Genomic DNA, 19,103 nt, shown 5'->3' with positions numbered 1-19,103 from the left:
TATGTGCTTTGTGTATTGTTACCCTTTTGGTACTCTTAGGGCGTTACAATGATGTGCTTGCTTACCCAAGTAAATATGCCTCTGTATACGGTTTCTGCTTGGTTTATCCTGAGCGTAGCCGAAGGGTCAGTACCGAGTTTTGTAGTCTCGCTTTCTTCAGATGTAACCTCACGATTACCACCCTTGCGACTTACTAATGCTTCCAGATGTTACTCCAGCGCATCCACGAAGAAAGGGATAAAGGGTTCCCCTTCTGATGTCTTGCACCCTATAAATTAATAACTTACTTTACAGTAAGGTAAAGATGCCCATACTGGGCACACACACCGTGTATAAGCCATTGCTGGGTCTGTGCCTATCTGGAAAATTCTTGGGAATTTTCCAGCGGAGTTTTGTACTTTTAATGTCTTGTGCTTTAACACGCAACGGCTCATACACATCAACGTTATGTGCAAGCTGAATAAAAATCCTGCTTATCCAAAAACAGAATTCAAATGAAGAAAATACTTTTAATAATTCCTTTACTTATCGGTTGTTCGTCAACGAAAGAGAAATCTGAATACGAAAGTCTTTTCGACTACGAAGGAAAATACGAATATGTTGATAATACGACATTAGAACTTAAAGCATCAGCGATGGACACAACGCTTTATGCAGTAATAGATAATGCGAAATATCCTTTGAAATTTATTGCTATAGACAGTTTTACAGATATGCAAGGAAGTTCTGTGATTTTTGAGAGGGACAACTCAAAGAAAGTAATTAGCTATAAATCTGACGGTCAAGAATTCAAGTTACTAACAAAAGACATTGATAAATCGAATATGTTTCCGAGAAAAGAACTTTTCGATAAACCAGAAAATTACGAGTATAAGAAACCTACAGAAACTGATGACGGACTTGCAACAGGCAATTTGGATGAAGAATTCAAAAACCCCAAACTTATAGTCGATATGGTCAAAGAAACCATTGAGGGTAATTTTCCCGATGTACATAGCATCTTGATTTATAAAAACAATAAATTAGTACTTGAGGAATATTTTTACGGTTATGATGAAAATACACCACATCAATTAAGGTCTGCCACAAAACCTTTCATTGGCGGAATTCTTGGAATAGCGGTTGACCAAGGATTTATAAAAAGTGAAAAAGATGGACTACTACCCTATTTTAATTCTATATATCCAGATATCGCCAATTTAGACAAAAGAAAAAAAGAAATTACAATAGAAAATTTCTTAATGTATCGACACGGAATGGATTGTGAAAACAATAATCCTGAAAGTAAAGGAAATGAATCAAAAATGATGCAAAGTAAAGATTGGGTAAAATACACGCTCGATTTACCAATTTTTGGAGAACCGGGTATATCATCATCTTATTGTACAGGTTGCGCTTTGACTTTAGGCAGTTTAGTTGAAATAGCAACAGACAAGAAAATTGAGGATTTTGCAAAAGAAAATCTTTTTGAACCTTTAAACATTTCAAACTACAAATGGACTTTTGAACCAAATCAAACGAGTAGTGACGATTTTAGTCAAACGTATTTTACACCAAGAGACTTGATTAAATTAGCAAAATTATTTAAAGATGGTGGTAAGTGGAATGGAAATCAAATAATATCAAAAAGTTGGATTGATAAAACATTTAATATGGACAAAGGAGATTACGGCTATCTTTGGGAACATAAATATTTTATAGTTGACGGACGAACTTATAACTCATATTTAGCTTCGGGAAACGGCGGACAAAAAATTAATATTTGGCCTGAACTCGATATGATTACAGTATTTACTGGTGGAAACTATAATTCTTATCAATTGTATGGTAAAAGTACACCGCCAAACGAAATGATACCGAACTATATATTAAAGTCCGTGAAGTAAATCCTGCACATAATCGAGTAGACGGCTGACAGTGAAATAACTGCCAGTGCGCCTCTCACACCACCGTACATACGGGTCTCGTATACGGCGGTTCAAAAAATCGAAGTTTGCGTTCTATTCAGATAACCTATCATAGGTTTGTAGCCTTTTCGTTTTAATCTAGATAGGGTGATTGTAGTACCTAGTATAGGGCTTTGAGCTACTGCCCAGCCTCCCATTCGGGTTCTACTCCAAGCATACGCCTGACCTTTTTCTATTCCTAAACATATTAAATTCTTGCGTTTCCTGTCTGCTTTCTTCCAATGATGCCAGATGCAGTATCGCAGACGGTTGCGCAGCCATTCATCTAGCTTTTTAAGCTTTGTATAACTGTTTGTTAACCGATAATTGGGGTCACCTGTATTTCTGCTGGCCAGTTCGCCGCATGGTATCACGGTAGTGAGTGTTTAGGATCGGGTGTAATTGCTTAAATTAGTAACATGAAGCAAGGTGTCTTTATTCTATTATTTCTCTGTTCTGCCACATCTTTAGTATTGCAGGAATTACATGCTCTGGTCTATTTTAAGGATAAAGCAGACGTAGTAAGTTATCTAGCTAATCCTTCCACCATGCTATCGCAGCGCTCGATGGACAGAAAATCCCGACATAATATTTTTGTATTCCGTTCAGAAACCTTCATTCAACCTAGATTTGTCACGTTTAGGTTTGTGTATACCTTGTAATGGTTAAATGATTTGGTTATCTCATTTTTTTGCTCGTTTTGCGTTTTGTAACTGTAAATCTATGGTCCATTCAAAGTCTTTTTCCAGTGCTGAAAAATATAATAAATCCTTAGTTTGTAAACTATTCTTTATAATTATTGGTGACCGTTTAATGTTTTTGATAAATAAATTGCGGTTTTACTGAGTTCGTTTTTGGCAACTTCGTTTGGAGTGCCTTCTGCTACCACTTTTCCGCCTTCTTTTCCTGCTCCAGGACCTATGTCGATAACCCAATCACTACCAGCCACTACCTGCATATCGTGCTCAACTACAATTACAGTATTGCCAGCATCCACCAATCTTGCCAATTGGAGTTGTAATTTTTCTACATCTGTTGGGTGTAAGCCCGTAGTGGGTTCGTCTAAAATATAAAGTGTATTCCCGCGGCTGAGTCGCTGTAGTTCCTTAGCAAGTTTAATACGCTGTGCTTCCCCGCCGGAAAGCTCAGTTGCTGGCTGGCCCAAACGTAAATAACCCAAACCTACTTCCTGCAACACCTTAAGGGGGCGACTTACTCGGTCTTCTTTTTCAAAAAATACGGCTGCTTTATCTACGGTCATGTCCAGAACTTGGTTGATATTCTTTTCGTGATATGTAACTTCTAAGGTTTCGGGATTATACCGCGCTCCTTCACAAACAGGGCAGGGCGCATACACACTTGGTAAGAATAGCAGTTCAACCATCACAAAACCCTCACCATCACAATTGGGACATCGACCCTTACCTACATTAAATGAAAAGCGACCGGCATTATAATGGCGTGCTTTTGCTAATTTTGTTGAAGCAAATAATTTCCGTACAACATCAAACAAGCCAGTATAGGTGGCCAGATTAGAGCGCGGTGTCCTCCCAATGGGTTTCTGATTGACCACCACCATACGTTTGATACCTTCTGAACCCGAGGTGATTTCTCCCCCTAGCGTCTCAATGGTGTCTTTTTGTAAATCCTCTTCGTCTTCTTCCTTAAAAAGGCCCTTTCCTAATTTTGTTGAGATTAATTCAACTAATACTTGACTAACTAAGCTGCTTTTACCTGAGCCTGAAACTCCAGTGACACTCATTAGCACTCCTAAAGGAAACGACACTTCAAGATCTGTTAAATTATTTCTGGTTACTCCACTTAATTTCAACCAGCCACTAGGTTTTCGGGGTGTGGTTTTTTTAAAAGGCAGATCATTAAAAAGATGTTCTCTGGTTTTGGACCGTTTACTGTTTTTTAAACCAGACGGTGGCCCGCTGTATAAAATTTCACCACCACCTTCGCCAGCATCTGGACCTACATCAACAATCCAGTCGGCATGGCGAATCACATCTAACTCATGTTCAACGACAAACAGTGAATTACCAGAAGCTTTTAATCTATCTAAAGTTTTTAGTAAAGCTTCGGTGTCAGCGGGGTGCAATCCTGCAGAAGGTTCGTCTAATACATACACCACCCCAAACAAATTACTACGCACTTGTGTCGCTAGTCTTAACCGCTGATGTTCCCCAGGAGAAAGAGAAGGTGTGCTGCGCTCCAAGGATAAATAACCCAAGCCCAATTCCAATAGAACTTCTACTCTCGCCACTAGATCTTCGGCGATTCTTTGAGCTACCATTGCTTTTTCCTGATGCTGTTTGGTTAATTTAAGCAAAGCCGGCGCCGTGCCATCGCCATAAGGAGCGAAAATAGAAAGCAATTTCTCTAGAGGTAATCTCGAAATATCGGCAATATCATAACCAGCAAAAGTCACAGAAAGCGATTCGCTACGTAAACGTTTACCTTTACAGGAGGGGCATTCGCTGCTTATCATGTATTGCGACACCCGTTTTTTCATCAAAGTACTTTGCGTATTTGCAAAAGTGTGCAGAACATGTCTTTTCGCACCCTTATACGTGCCTTTGTAACTAGGTTCAATTTTATTTTTGATGGCAAGTTTTACGTCGCCTAGGCTTAAGTCACGATATACGGGTACCTGTGGACGTTCGTTTGTAAATAAGATCCAGTCGCGGTCTTTTTTGGGAAGATCTTTCCAAGGGATATCTACATCGTAGCCGAGAGTGGTCAAAATGTCGCGAAGGTTTTTACCTTGCCAAGCTGGGGGCCATGCCGCTATGGCTTTTTCTCTTATCGTTAAGGAATCATCGGGGACCATGCTTTTTTCAGTGACTTGGTGAATTTTACCCAATCCATGACATTTAGGGCAAACTCCTTCTGGTGTATTGGTTGAAAATGAATCGGCATATAAAAGAGACTGTCCTTCAGGATAATCACCAGCACGGGAATATAACATGCGTAACAAGTTAGATAATGTAGTCACAGAGCCAACCGAGGATCGCGTAGTGCCAGAGCCTCGTTGCTGCTGTAGAGCAACGGCTGGAGGTAGACCTTCGATCTTGTCGACTTCTGGGATAGGCATTTGATGGAAAAGTCGGCGGGCGTAGGGCGATACAGATTCAAGATACCTCCGCTCAGCTTCGGCATACAGAGTACCAAATGCAAGCGAGGACTTACCTGATCCTGAAACCCCAGTAAATACTACCAATGCATCGCGGGGGATTTCTAAAGTTACATTTTTAAGATTATGTTGCCGTGCTCCGTGTATAGCTACGAAGCCCTGTTTTTGTTTCTTATTTTCATTAGATTGTCCCATGCTCACATTTGTTGAAAAAATATACCAAGACCTTGTTGTTAGATCTTAAGTCCAAAGTTATTATATTCTAATTATTAATTGTCCGTTTTAGAGAAGTGTATATGATGACTGATGGTTTTTCAAAATTTGAAACTGCATCTTAGCTATCCAGTTATGCTAGTCTTGCTACATTGGTTAGAAAAAGCGGAAGCAATCTAAATTGACCTAACTTCTTCAGTTAAATTGGAAATCAAACCCTACTTAACTTATTATTGGAGTTTAGATTTAAGGCGTATAAACCTAGGTGGGATCAAGTGAAATATAACTTTTTAAGGACGAATTATTAAATTATTTTAAGATTAGCATGAGCTATTTTAAAGCCTCAGAATCAAATTACTAGTAGTTAAGAACTATAGACTTTTGCAAAACACCGACATCATATAAAAATACAAAGACCATTGCAAAATTCAATAATTTAATTACACCATTATTCAGATGGATTTTCGCTTAGTTTTTTGTCGAAAACCTTATTTTTTTCTCTATTTATTGTCTTTGTTAGTCATTTTCTTGATGTTTATCCCTTAATTTTTACGATTGGACGCAATTATCCCTGGACTACGGTATAAATTATAGGATATGGCCTCCATCAGGTTTTGGGTATGCATTTTTGCCATCCCTCGGTATCTTGCCAATCCTCCATTGAACCATCTTTTTATTCCCCCAAAAGTACGCTTTACCTTGAACCTAGTTTTTCTTATGAGTTTATTGAATTTCCTTTCCCAACGGGTCAAGGGTTTATTTTTGTAAGCTTTTTTTAGGATATGGTGCAGTTATGACTTGAATGCAGGACTGCATAAATGAAGCAAAAATGTATTCTTTAATTTCCTTTTGAATGGAAGAAGTTACAAGCAAAAGGAATATCTAATTGGTTTACCATTTCTAACCGTGGCTGAATAAGCAGGTGTCTATAGGTTAGAACATCGATTAAAATATGGTATGCTTTTGTCGAATACTATTCCTCTTTTCCCATCCACTAATTTGAAAGGTGATCTAAATACCTCAATGATATAGTATAACAAGACCATAGAATGACTAAATGGCAAATAATACAAGGTAAGGGATTTAAAAATTTAGATTGAGCCAAAAGAACCACTGCCGGAGTAGAAATGATAAGAATAATAGAGGAGAACCAACTATGGAATACCAAGAGCTCCACTTATAAATCATCTAATTCTATAGCTTATTAATCCTTGAATGCGTTCCACCCATTTTATCTTTAACAAATACAGCAGATTCAAAATTACGTTCATAAACGATGGCTCCATGAATACAGAATGATGTCTGTATCCATTAGGTACTAAAATTCCCGTTGAATCCACAAAAAAGTTTGTTCAACAACATTGCATTTTCAAATAGTACGCACCGCTCAAAAGAACGCTACTACCAACTCCTCCTCAGAAATATTATTGAAATACTCGCTACTTTTGATTTCCTTTAATTTATCTAATACGGTTTCCTGGCGGTGCTCCAATCCTATCAAAGCTTGTTTTACTTCGTCTATGTCACGGTTGACGAAGAAATCACCAAAAATTTCGAGTTCAGTAATTACCCCTTTATACACATTAAGGTGCACCTCCACGTGCCCTCCGTTTGTTTTTACTCCTTTCTTTAAACCATACTTGGGAGAGTAGCCATAGTTCCATGCCCAGGTGCTGTACTTTTCATCTGCTAATTTTTGAATAGCGGCTTTATCATTTACAGTTAATTGGTAAAGGATAGCATCAGGGTACATTTCCGTAATGTGGTTCATCACCTTTTGGCGAAACTGGTCTACGCCCATATCATCTTTTAGATGGCTAGAAATATTTGTCACCCTACTACTTACCGACTTTCGAGCTTTCCCTTCAAACTTTAAGGGGTTTACATTCAGGGCATCCGATATATCCTGAATCTCTGAGGCGTAAAGCAACGTACCATGATGTAAAACTCTTTGCTTTTGATGATAGATGTGTTCTGCATTGCCCGAAAACTTTTGGTCATCAATTAGGATGTCGTTTCTTCCAGAAAAATGAGCCTTTACTCCCAATCCCGCTAAAACATCAATAATAGGCTGATTGTATTTTTTAAAATCTACTTTTGCTCCTTTCTCGCCATAGCCCATTATAAAGGTATAGTTGATGTTTCCCAAATCATGAAAAACAGCTCCACCACCTGTAAGGCGTCTTACTACTTTTATCCCTCGATCTTTTACATGTTTTACGTTGATCTCGGCAAGAGTATTTTGATGTTTACCTACGATAATAGCATTGTTATTCCGCCACAGCATGAAAATATTATCATCAAAATTCTTAAGGAAGTACTCCTCTACCGCTTGGTTAAAATAAGGATCAAGACTCTCACTATCTATACAAAACATGGCCATGAAAATAAGATTTAAAAGGAATCAAAAAAATTAGAGGTATAGGTTACAGTAAAAAATTTAGGAGTTTGATAGGCCTTTTTTGAACACTTACAGCTCTATCAGCCTCTTGCCGTATAATTTATGCTAGATACTCTTTGCTATTTTTATTTGTTTTAAACTGCTCTACAAATTCTAACAAACCATACGCATTAAATATGTCCATTATACGCCCTATTTATGGACTCTAAAATACGTAATTATATATTGACCACCATGGTTCGAAAACCAACTTTAGTGAAGTTTCAAAATTTAGTTGCAGATTTTCAGCCTTAGCTTTCGCCAAAAGTACATCGCAAAAATTGTGGTGATAATTGGAAGCATCATTCCGTATTCATCTATCCAAAAAGTAGTGCTCTCGTTTGTCGAAGTTAGCGTAGTGAATATCTTTTGTATGAATATATTATGAACCGAATGAAAAAGTGCCAAAGGCCATAAACTATTTGACTTAAAATTATAATAATCCAAAATAACAGACATTCCTAATACCATTACAGTAAACGAAGAAATATGGAATATAACATGGCCACTTCCTTTGTAGGTTAGTAAAATAATCGGCCAATACCAAATTGACCAAATCAAACCACTAATTATTGATACCCCACCAAAAGAACATATTTTTCTAAGTTCGTAAATGAAAAATCCACGCCAACCAATTTCTTCGCCCAAAGTGGAGCCGAAATTTTTTACGACACCTACAATTGACAAAAGTACGACCATCGACAATATAATAATTGGAACACTGAATTCTTCCATTCCCAATTCTTAAGACCATTCTGAAGTAGTATCTTGATTAAGAATATTCCCAAAACCAAAAGCCCAAATTAAAACATAAGCTATCTATATATAATACAGGAAATACATATAATAATCTGAGATATTTGGACTTTTTTAAATTCCAAGGTAGGCTTGAAATAGGCCTTTTCATAATTTTTAAAGTAGTAAAAGCAGACAATGCAGGACACATCATTAAAGCACCGACATAAATGCTTGTCGGATTTAATTTTAATATCGCATAGTAGCAGATTTAGTACTAAAATCTAAGTGAGTATCTTTGTACAAAGCCAGTGCTAAATTGAAAGGCTCTAGCCTTGAAATTCGCTACTATTCTTATACTAAACGTTTTAACTAGTATGCCTTAACGGACATTTGAGATAAAACAAAAGAATGCCTTTACTAGTTGGAAGACAGGTTCTGGAAAACAACATATTCATCAGAATTGAAAGGATAAACGAAAGGAATTTTTTTTTCAATTGACAAGTGGAATAAAACACTCTTCTAGACGACAAAAAATTGACTGATAGATTAAAATGGTTTCTCAAAAGAATAGAACGAGCCGAAAAATGATTATGGCTTTAATTAGTCAGTTGGAAAACTCAGTAACTAATTCTATTCTGGATTATAGGACTATCAAAATTTGAGCATCTTACAAAATTTAGGGGGTTTTCGGAGTTGAATGGTTACGAATTGAAAACTCATCTTTTAGACATTTCAAAAGAAACGCAGAAAGAGGAGCCATTTTTGAATTTGTAGTAAGTAAGGCTGGTTTTTATTTTATGGAAAACTAGTTCGAGAAACCAAATGAAAAAAGAAATGATTGACGGAATAATCATAGCGATTAAAAACGTGAGCCAACATCTCTTGAAAAAAAACACCGCATTTATGCTTACTCAAAGAAAATTGTAAACAAGCTTGAAACGATACTTTAAACAGAATTATTCGGTAAAAATATATAAATAAAATAGTATGAAAAAAGCAGTATTCTTCGACATGAACGAAACCTTATTAAACTTGAGTTTACTTAAGGAACAGTTTGATAAGCACTTTGATGATCAATATATTCTAAAATATTGGTTTACAAAATTATTACACAGTTCAACTATCATGGGGATTATGGACGAATACAGAAATTTCGGAGAATTAGCAGCTGTAGCTTTAGAAAATCTGTTTTTCGAGAACAATAAATCTTTGAGTAGCGAGGTAAAAGCTGAAATACTTGGAGCATTTAGAAAGTTACCTGCTTATGAAGATGTACGACCTGCTCTTCGTGTTTTAAGAAACAATGATATTCGTGTTATTGCTGTTTCTAATTCGTCTTTAGAAATGATAAAAGAACAGCTATCTAATGCAGGAATTATGGACCTTTTTGATTCTTATTACTCCGCAGACAAGGTCGAGAATTACAAACCTTTCAAGGATATTTATCTTTCAGCAGCTAAACAGGAAGGATTACAAACTGAAAATATTGTAATGGTTGCAACACACGATTGGGATTTGTTTGGAGCAAAAAAAGCAGGACTCACCACAGCTTACATAAAACGAAAGCAAGAAATTTATCATCCCTATTATTTACAGCCAGACTTTAAGGCATTAAACTTACTCGATTTGATACGACAGATAATTAAGGCTGAGAATTAATAGGTGAAAATTTGATTCTAATTTAGTGATTACAAAATCTTGTCTATACCCAGAAAGTATAGAAGTCAGACCTACTACAATGTATAAAATTACACCTGAGATAGATGTAAATTTAAGGTTAGTATCCCTTTAATTTTCTTGTAACTTGATCAAAAATAGAACGCTATCAGCTACCTATTGTTAAACGAACCAATATCTAAAAGAAGAAAAAAAACAAATGCCAATAGAAAACATACCTGAAATTTATTTTCAGAATAAAAAGACTACTCAAGACATCTTTGTCTACGATTTTAAGATGTCGAGCGATGTCGTAAAAAGTAAAGTCAATTTAAGCATGAATATGTTTAGCTTTCTACAAGTTGGTAAAAAGCAGGTACATTTTGCTGGCACATCGGTTGCCGTAAATAAAGCCCAATCTTTGTTGCTTAAAAAAGGAAATTGGCTTTGGACGGAGTTATTAGACACTGAAGCCGCTTACTACTGCAAACTTTTCTTCTTTTCTGAAAAAAAACTAACCGATTTCTTAAGTAAGTACACTAACGATGTTAAGCCATATAAAGAAGATGTGCCCTATTTTGTGATTGAAAATGATGATTATATTGCTGCTTTCATTAATTCTTTATCGTCTTACACCTTTACAGATCATAGTTATAGTGATGCTTTATTGGTTTTAAAATTTGAAGAAATTATGTTGTATTTGCTCAACAAGTACGGTTCTACTTTTGAATACTACTTGCACTCATTAATCTCTAAAGAAGTTTCACCGTTTATAAATGTCGTAGAAAGCAATGTAAATTCCAACTTAAAACTGGAAGAAATTGCTTTTCTCTGCAATATGAGTCTATCAACTTTTAAACGTCATTTTACTTCCGAATATAAAGAACCTCCCGGGAAATGGCTTCAAAACAGGCGCCTACAAAAAGCAAAAGAACTACTGCAAGGAGGTGATTTAAAAGCGTCTGATATTTATTTAGATATGGGCTATAATAACCTGTCTAACTTTAGTATAGCTTTCAAAAAAAAGTTCGGAATTAGTCCAACAGATCTTTAAAATTAATATTTTTTATTTTAAATAGCTATATTTCAGTGTTTTAAAAATAATAATCATATCTTTTTATTTAAAAAAACCTTATACTGAACTTTTTTCATAAGCTACTGACCCTTATGAATAACTTCACAAGTAAGCGCTAGCCATACATTTGCATCAGAATTAAAAATGCTTGTATTTAGATAAGCATTCCTTAATAATAAAATTTAAAACATACAATTATGGCAAATGTAACTAAACCTGTATTTAAAGAAAGATATGGGAATTTTATTGGTGGTAACTTCGTTGCTCCTGTAAAAGGTCAGTATTTCGATAACGTATCTCCTGTAGACGGCAAGGTATTTACACAGGCGGCTCGTTCCACTCAAGAAGATGTCGATCTGGCTTTAGACGCTGCACATGAAGCGTTTCCCTCGTGGAGTAGCTCTTCAGCTGCAGAACGAAGCAATATGCTATTAAAGATTGCGCAGGTAATGGAAGATAACCTTGAGTATCTGGCAACTTTAGAGACCATTGATAATGGAAAACCAATTCGTGAAGCTCGTGCAGCAGATATCCCTTACTGCATTGATCATTTTCGCTATTTTGCAGGAGTTATTCGTGCAGACGAAGGAAGTATTTCAGAACACGACAAAAATACATTAAGCATCGTATTAAACGAGCCTATTGGTGTTGTTGGAGAAATCATTCCATGGAACTTCCCAATGCTCATGTTAGCTTGGAAAATCGCGCCAGCTCTAGCAGCAGGTTGCACAGCAGTTGTAAAACCAGCAGAACAAACGCCTACCAGCGTTATTGTTTTAATGGAACTCATTGGTGATATATTACCTGCAGGCGTATTAAACATTGTAACTGGTTTTGGTGACGAAGCTGGTCAAGCTTTAGCGACATCTAAACGCATAGCTAAACTTTCCTTCACTGGCTCTACAGAAACAGGTCGTAAAGTATACCACAATGCAGCAGAAAATATCATTCCTGTAACTATGGAATTAGGTGGGAAATCTCCTAATGTGTTCTTTCCATCAGTAGCAGAGCAAGATGACGAATTCTTTAGTAAATCTATTGAAGGTGCTTTGATGTTTGCTCTTAACCAAGGAGAGATCTGTACGACACCTTCTCGTATTCTAGTTCACGAAGACATTGCTGATCTTTTCATAGACAAGATGCAAGAACGCTTAAAGCTAGTTAAAGCAGGTAACCCTCTAGATCCAGAAACAATGATCGGTTCTCAAGTTTCTAAAGCACAATGTGAAAAGATTCTTGACTATATTAATATCGGTAAAGAAGAAGGTGCCGTTGTTTTAGCCGGTGGAGAAGCTGGTAACCATGAAGGTGATCTTTCTGGAGGATACTATGTACAACCAACAGTGTTGAGAGGAACAAACGACATGCGTGTATTTCAAGAAGAAATTTTCGGCCCAGTTGTAGCATTGACTACATTTAGCTCTACAGAAGAAGCAATAGCTATCGCTAATGATACCCCTTACGGCTTAGGAGCAGGTGTTTGGTCTCGCGATGCTCATGAATTATTCCAAGTTCCACGTGCTATTCAAGCTGGTAGAGTTTGGGTAAATCAATACAATACTTATCCCGCCCACGCTCCTTTTGGCGGTGTAAAAGATTCAGGATTCGGTCGTGAAAACCATAAAATGGCATTAGATCATTACCGTGTTGTAAAAAACATGCTGGTCTCTTATGACAAGAAACCTATGGGACTCTTTTAATTATAAGTGCCATTTAACTTCAATGACAACCCCAGAAAAATCTGGGGTTTTTTGGTTTATAACTTAAGCTGCAAATAACCTATTTTAAAACTTCTACTTAAATGAAAAAAAAATATCTTATTTGAATACAGCAGCTTGTGATTTTTGTAAAATCATTAAGTTAATGTATTTTTATCGCTGACTAAAAAAACTAAAATAGTCTAACATTGACTCTAAATAATTACGTATTGCTTTAAGAGAGCTGCAAAAGATTAAAGCCGTAATGATAAAGAAGCGTGCTTTATGTCAATTTTGATGATCATTATTTTATTGAAGTCAACAAAATCAGATAGCTGTAATCACTTGAAATTAGGTAAAGTAAGAATACCCTAGTAAAATTTAAAAAGAAAACTACTGCTAATGCCCAACCTTGAAGTAATACAAGAAAACAACGATTATATAGTCGTGAACAAAATGGCTGGACTTATTAGTGAAAAAAGTCCTTATGAGAATCACACTGTAGAGGATCAAGTTGTGAATCACCTTTTAAAAAATAAACAAAAGCCTTATATTGGGGTTATACATAGATTAGATCGCGTGACAAGTGGGGTGTTGGTTTTTGCAAAAAAGAAAAGTATTCTTGTGGAATTCAATGATCTGTTTAGTACCCGAAAAGTTCAAAAAACGTATTTGGCAATTGTCGGAAAAAAGCCGTTAAAGAACAAAAAAACCTTGACTAATTTTCTTGTAAAAAACAACCTAGAAAAAAGAGCCGATATAGTGCCTTTAAAATCTAAAGAATCTCTAAAATGCATTCTTTCCTATCAAGTTATAGATGAAAACAGTTTTGGCTATCTTTTAGAAATAAAACCTAAAACTGGTCGGTTCCATCAAATAAGAGCCCAGTTAGCACATATGGAATTCCCTATTATAGGTGATGAAAAGTATGGTTCAAATCAAGAATACCTCCCTTTATCAATTTGCCTACATGCTTGGAAATTAACCTATCAAGTCACTGATTCCAATGACTTTAGAACCTACGAAGCTCCTGTTCCAAAAAACGATTTTTGGAAGTTTACAAAAATCTAAATTTTACGGCTACAATCAGGTAAATTCCATAATTTAAAAAACACTTCATAAAAAACTACGCTGTATAAACTGTCAAAATCCTATGGCATACTTGAAGGTTAAAACCCTGTCTATTTGTTCTAATAGCACCTAAAGATGGCTGGATGACTAAAGGGCATTCTTCAACATCATCTAAACCATGTTCTGAAAGATAAACACTAAGATTTGTAGATAAATGGTCTGTATTCTCAAAACATCAAAAAATAGACCTGATCCTCTAGGTAAGCTTTTGTACAAAAAAAAGTGGCTTGTAACCTTTAGGGGTATTTGAAACACAGGGTGTACCGATCAATTATGAATATGTGCATCGATGGTTACTTTTGATACATCGATACCAATAACATCTGAACAATTTTTCGCGTTTGTAAGTATTATTTCTTGTAAATAAGAATTGATTAACAAGTGTTGCAATGACTATCAGCTTTAATAGAAAGTAGTTCCTTGTGTTTCAAATGCTACTAAAGCAACCTAAGAAAGACAAGAGGACTGATACGCGCAAAGGAACTGGTATTCAAAACAAGGTTTTAGTTTTCCTATTGTTACTTAGTAAGTATAATTAACTCCTTTCTTAAGGGTGAAAATAAAAAACAAGCTTGCCAAACATTTAAGAAAAACCTTGTAAAGGTTTTTATAGTAACAATTCTAATAATAATTTCGAGCTGTAAACAAAATGCCGAAAATAAAGAAACTACGCAGTCCGAAACGAAAGGAACGGTTGAAAAGTAATTGCATCTCACTTTAGGATACTCCCATTTGATCACAGTTGGTATCGAATTTTTAAAGAGGCTGAACCGACTGAACTCACTGATACGAAAATCAACGAAATACAACCGGTTTTAGAAAAAGTTATTGTAAAAAATAATAACAATAGAAAGGAAAATTTAAAAAGACACAACGAAAAGTATCCTAAATATCAATGGAAAGAAACAGGTTTTGAATTGGATGTAAACAAAGGGTATCGTAGGCAAAATGTTCCCGTAATCATTGAAAATGAAGGACAATAAATTTGGATTAATTTCTTCTGTTCATATAGGATAGACCATTGGAAAACTGATTTAGTCGTAAAAGCAGAGAGTCTTATCAATGTTGTCAAAGTCTAGGCTTCACCGTTTATAACATCCTTAATTCCCTCTTTTTTTCTTTCTGATTTATAACCAAATTTAAAAGGAATTAAACTTAAGAAGAACTGAGGTAATTATAAAAACTATTTTCTGTAATTTGATGCATCACTCTGATTAATGGTCCTATGCTCAAGAATTAGACCCTAATAAAAGACAAGTTGATTTCATTTTTAAAAACCTTTTAACCCCTTGACCATCCACTTTTCTCGAACCACTAACCGCTAGATTTATATCCGTTATAGAATCCTATCACAAAATCTACAACCCATTTTATGGTTAAGAATACCAACCATAATGCAGCAACTCCTATATGCCATAAAAGTTTAAAAACAGTTGCGACAAGACTCCATACGATACCTATTAATTGAAGGGCAGCTGCATTTTTACCTCTTACTTGGACACCAGCCAATTTAAAACTAGAGTAATTTGGTTTAAAGAGGTTATAAGAGCCTCTTTTATTTTTTATGGAAGTGCTAACTCCACCTTTTGAAATATTAAAGTTAAATGGACCACTTTTATACCTTCCTATAAATTGGAAGTTTCCACGCTGAAAGCCCATTCTCGCGCCTTTAAACAGCTTTTTATGTAATCTTAGTCCGTGATTGGTGTTTATGGTAGCCCCATAACCGTCTTCTGAAATTGTTTCTGTAACAGAAATGCCTCCTGTTCTAGAGGCTCGGATATTTTTACCGCGATATTCTATTCTTTTTTTAGGAGCTTTATTATTACTAGACATTGCTAATTATTTTTTGGTGTTTCTCCAGACAAGACTTTTACCACTACTATCTCTTTAATAGCAAAATAATCCTAAGTCAAAATATAGACAGCTATTTAAAATCAACTGTTCACGACCGAATCTGTATTTACCTAAAATACATAGCCAAAGAACTTTCTCCAAAAGAACTGCGCTTTTTTTTATGGTAAGATCGATCAAAGCTTTTTCTATTCCAGCTGTAATATTTATCGTGCTGTTGAACTCATAGGCTAGAAACAACCCGGACTATGGAGTGTAAAAATCAGCTTTGATTTGATTCATCACTGCCTTGGATATAATTGTCCTTCAGGCAAAAGAAATAAATCAAAGTTGTAAAAACAAGTGTTTATTCATTAAATAATTGTGGTTATGTGGTATTTTAGTACGTATGTAACTAATTTAATTACAAGTATTTGCAGCAAATATTTTAGTCCCAACACAATCACCTAGACAAGGAGTAACCAAAATGAAAAATAAAAACAGCTTCTATCCAATTGAATTTCCTCATTCGGAGGATATAGAAAAAATTGCTCAACTTCTTCAGGCAAATCAACAAAGTGGATTAACAGAGCAACAGGTACAAAAAGGAATTAAAGACTATGGTTTAAATAGCTACAAAGCACAAAAACAAAAAAGCATCTTTTTAATCCTTCTTGCTCAATTCAAAAGTCCTATTATTTTATTGTTGGTTGTGGCTGCAACACTTTCCTTTTTTTTCCAACATTGGTTGGAAGGATTTTCCGTTATTGCAGTACTATTTATTACCGCAGCCTTAGGCTTTTTTATGGAATTACAGGCACGCAGATCCATGAGTGCTTTAAAACAGATGGATGTTAGTGTTTCAAAAGTTATAAGAGATAACTCGATAGTTGAAATCCCCTCCGAAAGGATTGTACCCGGCGATATTGTGCTGTTAGAAGCAGGGGATATGGTACCTGCTGATGGTCGCTTATTTGAACTTCATCAACTCGAAGCAGACGAATCAGCGCTGACAGGTGAATCTTTACCAGTAACCAAAAAGCTGGAATCACTTAAAAAAAACACTCCTACAGCAGCACAGACCAATATGATTTTTAAAGGCACAGCTGTTGTAAATGGCAATGCTAAGGCCATTATAACGGGTACAGGCATGTACACTGAATTGGGTAAAATTACATCTCTGGTAGAATCTGCAGAGCAAAGTAGTACACCACTTGAACAAAAACTACAGGGTCTTACAAAAAAACTAATTTGGATTACAAGTGTGTTTGCGTTAATTTTTATTGTTACAGGGGCTATTCAAGGTAAGGATATCTACCTCATTGTTGAAACGTCACTAGCACTAGCTGTGGCGGCCATTCCCGAAGGACTGCCCATCGTAGCCACCATTGCATTAACATATGGAATGCTGCGTATGGCCAAAAAAAATGTATTAATAAAAAGATTAGCAGCAGTGGAAACCCTCGGAGGTATCAATACCATTTTTACTGATAAAACTGGAACACTTACTGAAAATAATATTGAAGTCAGCGATATTTGCATTTTTGATGAGTCCATAGCTGTTGAGAAAAATAAAATAGGCGCTAATAATAATAGAGCGATTATGGACCAACTGCTTCTGATCTCTACCCTATGCAACAATGCGGTGATCTATGAAAAAGAAAATGATAAAAAACAATTAGGTGACCCGATAGAAATTGCATTGTTGCAATTTGTAGCTGATAACAACATCGATTCCGACAAAATCAACAAACAGTATCCCCGTGTGGCAGAGGAAGCGTTTAGCTCTGAGACTAAACTAATGGGAACCTTGCATAAAAATGGCAGCACTAACTTTGTAGCTGCTAAGGGAGCTGTAGAAGTGCTCATAGAAAAATGTACTAGGTACAGTAAGGGAGATACCCTAGAAAAATTAACTGAAAAGGAGAAAAAAATATTTTTACAAAAAGCAGAAAAAATACAGGCACAAGGCACACGCGTACTTGCTTTTGCGTTCAAGAAAGGTGCTAGTATCCCAATCGATAATTTCTTGCAAGATTTAACTTTTGCCGGTTTTATCGGGTTTTTAGATCCTCCAAGAATGGATGTAGTCGGTGCATTGCAATCTTGTAGAGATGCCGGTATAAAAGTGATAATGATTACGGGGGACCATCCCGCCACTGCTCTTCATATCGCTGAAAAAATAAAATTATCCGACAAAGAAAACCTCGTTATCAATGGCAAGGAATTGGAAAGTAATCAGCCCGAAAAGAATTTATTTGCCGCCACCATATTTGCAAGAGTAAATCCCAAACAGAAGTTAGATATGGTTAGCCTTTACCAAAAAAGAGGGGATATTGTCGCCATGACTGGTGACGGTATAAACGATGCCCCGGCATTAAAAAAAGCAGACATCGGAATTGCGATGGGGCTGAAAGGTACTCAGGTAGCAAAAGAAACTGCTGAAATGGTACTGAAAGACGATTCTTTTAGTTCTATTGTCTCAGCCATCGAACAAGGCAGGGCAATCTTTGAAAACATTAAACGCTTTTTAGTGTATTTGCTCTCTTGCAATTTGAGTGAAATTTTTATCATTTTTGGTTATGGCTTGTTGAACTTCTCCTTCTCAATTCTTCCTTTGCAGATTCTGTTTCTCAACTTAGTTACCGATATTTTCCCAGCATTGGCACTGGGAGTGAGTAAAGGCAATGTACTGATCATGAAAAATCGTCCACGAAATCCCGCAGAAGCCATTGTTGTCAAAAAGGATTGGGTACGTATAATCGTATATGCCTTCTTAATGGCATTGCCTATTATGTTGGTAAGCTGGTATTGTAGTTATTACCTTAAATACGAGCATGAAATTTGTAACAACATTACTTTCTTTAGTCTTGCATTAGCTCAATTGTGGCATGTTTTCAATTTATCTTCTTATAAAACATCTTTTATAAGAAATGAGATTACCCGTAATGCATTCGTGTGGTACGCTTTGCTATTGTGTATAATCATTATGGCAGTTTTTTATATAGTAGCTCCGCTTAATGAAATACTCGACCTTCAGACGCTTGATACAACTATTTGGTTAATAATAGTGGGTACAAGTTTTGCGCCTGTTCTATTAATACAATTGTTAAAAAGAGCCATTAGAGTCATTGATTAAATTAAAAAAGAGATAGAAAGTAAGTCTTTAAAGGTAAACTTTAGAAATGCTATTTTACGACAGTACGTCAACGGCCAGCAAAGAACTGAGGTAAAA

The 19,103-nt window shown here is 35.9% G+C and carries 11 protein-coding genes and 2 pseudogenes; 7 read left to right on the top strand and 6 right to left on the bottom strand.

The genetic code is table 11. The annotated features are described in order from the left end of the window. The first annotated feature begins 494 nt into the window (after positions 1-494). Positions 495-1,886: a serine hydrolase domain-containing protein gene (locus F0365_RS09100; protein ID WP_169933408.1), complete on the top strand. Its 1,392-nt coding sequence runs from the start codon at positions 495-497 to the stop codon at positions 1,884-1,886. 92 nt (positions 1,887-1,978) lie between these two features. On the opposite strand, the pseudogene F0365_RS09095 reads toward F0365_RS09100, so the two are convergent. After that, positions 1,979-2,251, bottom strand: a pseudogene (locus tag F0365_RS09095) (group II intron reverse transcriptase/maturase); the annotation flags it as partial. 18 nt (positions 2,252-2,269) lie between these two features. Here F0365_RS09095 and F0365_RS16800 point away from each other — a divergent pair. Further along, entirely contained in the window at positions 2,270-2,356 is an 87-nt protein-coding gene (locus tag F0365_RS16800) for an aminomethyltransferase beta-barrel domain-containing protein (RefSeq protein ID WP_410505482.1), read from the top strand. A 386-nt stretch (positions 2,357-2,742) separates the two neighbouring features. Here F0365_RS16800 and uvrA read toward each other — a convergent pair whose 3' ends face one another. From uvrA to F0365_RS09075, 4 genes and pseudogenes are all read right to left on the bottom strand, one after another. Further along, positions 2,743-5,280 carry an excinuclease ABC subunit UvrA gene (gene uvrA, locus F0365_RS09090; RefSeq protein ID WP_169933407.1) on the bottom strand — a complete coding sequence of 846 codons (2,538 nt, stop codon included), beginning with the start codon at positions 5,278-5,280 and terminating at the stop codon, positions 2,743-2,745. A gap of 560 nt (positions 5,281-5,840) precedes the next feature. After that, a pseudogene (locus F0365_RS09085) lies at positions 5,841-6,080 on the bottom strand (transposase); the annotation flags it as partial. A gap of 605 nt (positions 6,081-6,685) precedes the next feature. Beyond that, a complete protein-coding gene (locus F0365_RS09080) occupies positions 6,686-7,681 on the bottom strand; it encodes a lipoate--protein ligase (RefSeq protein WP_240961583.1) in 996 nt (331 codons plus the stop codon). A gap of 288 nt (positions 7,682-7,969) precedes the next feature. After that, complete coding sequence (locus F0365_RS09075; protein WP_240961579.1) at positions 7,970-8,473, bottom strand: CPBP family intramembrane glutamic endopeptidase; 504 nt, start codon at positions 8,471-8,473, stop codon at positions 7,970-7,972. Between the two features lie 990 nt (positions 8,474-9,463). Here F0365_RS09075 and F0365_RS09070 point away from each other — a divergent pair. From F0365_RS09070 to F0365_RS09055, 4 genes are all read left to right on the top strand, one after another. After that, positions 9,464-10,135: a haloacid dehalogenase type II gene (locus F0365_RS09070; RefSeq protein WP_169933406.1), complete on the top strand. Its 672-nt coding sequence runs from the start codon at positions 9,464-9,466 to the stop codon at positions 10,133-10,135. Between the two features lie 217 nt (positions 10,136-10,352). Then, positions 10,353-11,186 (top strand): helix-turn-helix domain-containing protein, encoded by an 834-nt coding sequence (locus tag F0365_RS09065; RefSeq protein ID WP_169933405.1) that lies wholly within the window; start codon positions 10,353-10,355, stop codon positions 11,184-11,186. A gap of 218 nt (positions 11,187-11,404) precedes the next feature. Further along, on the top strand, positions 11,405-12,907 hold the full coding sequence (locus F0365_RS09060) for an aldehyde dehydrogenase family protein (RefSeq protein ID WP_169933404.1): 1,503 nt from the start codon (positions 11,405-11,407) through the stop codon (positions 12,905-12,907). Between the two features lie 399 nt (positions 12,908-13,306). Next, a complete protein-coding gene (locus tag F0365_RS09055) occupies positions 13,307-13,975 on the top strand; it encodes an RluA family pseudouridine synthase (RefSeq protein ID WP_169933403.1) in 669 nt (222 codons plus the stop codon). A gap of 1,374 nt (positions 13,976-15,349) precedes the next feature. Here the strand turns inward: F0365_RS09055 and F0365_RS09050 are convergent. Next, positions 15,350-15,871, bottom strand: a complete 522-nt coding sequence (locus F0365_RS09050) for a hypothetical protein (RefSeq protein WP_169933402.1) — start codon at positions 15,869-15,871, stop codon at positions 15,350-15,352. A 484-nt stretch (positions 15,872-16,355) separates the two neighbouring features. Between F0365_RS09050 and F0365_RS09045 the strand changes: the two genes are divergently transcribed. Continuing rightward, positions 16,356-19,007, top strand: a complete 2,652-nt coding sequence (locus F0365_RS09045; RefSeq protein WP_169933401.1) for a cation-translocating P-type ATPase — start codon at positions 16,356-16,358, stop codon at positions 19,005-19,007. Positions 19,008-19,103: the final 96 nt, after the last annotated feature.

The sequence above is a fragment of the Nonlabens sp. Ci31 genome (assembly GCF_012974865.1).
Lineage (GTDB): Bacteria > Bacteroidota > Bacteroidia > Flavobacteriales > Flavobacteriaceae > Nonlabens.
The sequence above is the reverse complement of the archived record's forward strand: the minus strand, read 5'-3'. Positions and strand labels throughout refer to the sequence as shown.

Coding starts and splice junctions, on each gene's coding strand:
- uvrA (WP_169933407.1), bottom strand. CDS start 5,280: ATGGGACAATCTAATGAAAATAAGAAACAAAAACAGGGCTTCGTAGCT.
- F0365_RS09080 (WP_240961583.1), bottom strand. CDS start 7,681: ATGGCCATGTTTTGTATAGATAGTGAGAGTCTTGATCCTTATTTTAAC.
- F0365_RS09045 (WP_169933401.1), top strand. CDS start 16,356: ATGAAAAATAAAAACAGCTTCTATCCAATTGAATTTCCTCATTCGGAG.
- F0365_RS09100 (WP_169933408.1), top strand. CDS start 495: ATGAAGAAAATACTTTTAATAATTCCTTTACTTATCGGTTGTTCGTCA.
- F0365_RS09060 (WP_169933404.1), top strand. CDS start 11,405: ATGGCAAATGTAACTAAACCTGTATTTAAAGAAAGATATGGGAATTTT.
- F0365_RS09070 (WP_169933406.1), top strand. CDS start 9,464: ATGAAAAAAGCAGTATTCTTCGACATGAACGAAACCTTATTAAACTTG.
- F0365_RS09075 (WP_240961579.1), bottom strand. CDS start 8,473: ATGGAAGAATTCAGTGTTCCAATTATTATATTGTCGATGGTCGTACTT.
- F0365_RS09065 (WP_169933405.1), top strand. CDS start 10,353: ATGCCAATAGAAAACATACCTGAAATTTATTTTCAGAATAAAAAGACT.
- F0365_RS09055 (WP_169933403.1), top strand. CDS start 13,307: ATGCCCAACCTTGAAGTAATACAAGAAAACAACGATTATATAGTCGTG.
- F0365_RS09050 (WP_169933402.1), bottom strand. CDS start 15,871: ATGTCTAGTAATAATAAAGCTCCTAAAAAAAGAATAGAATATCGCGGT.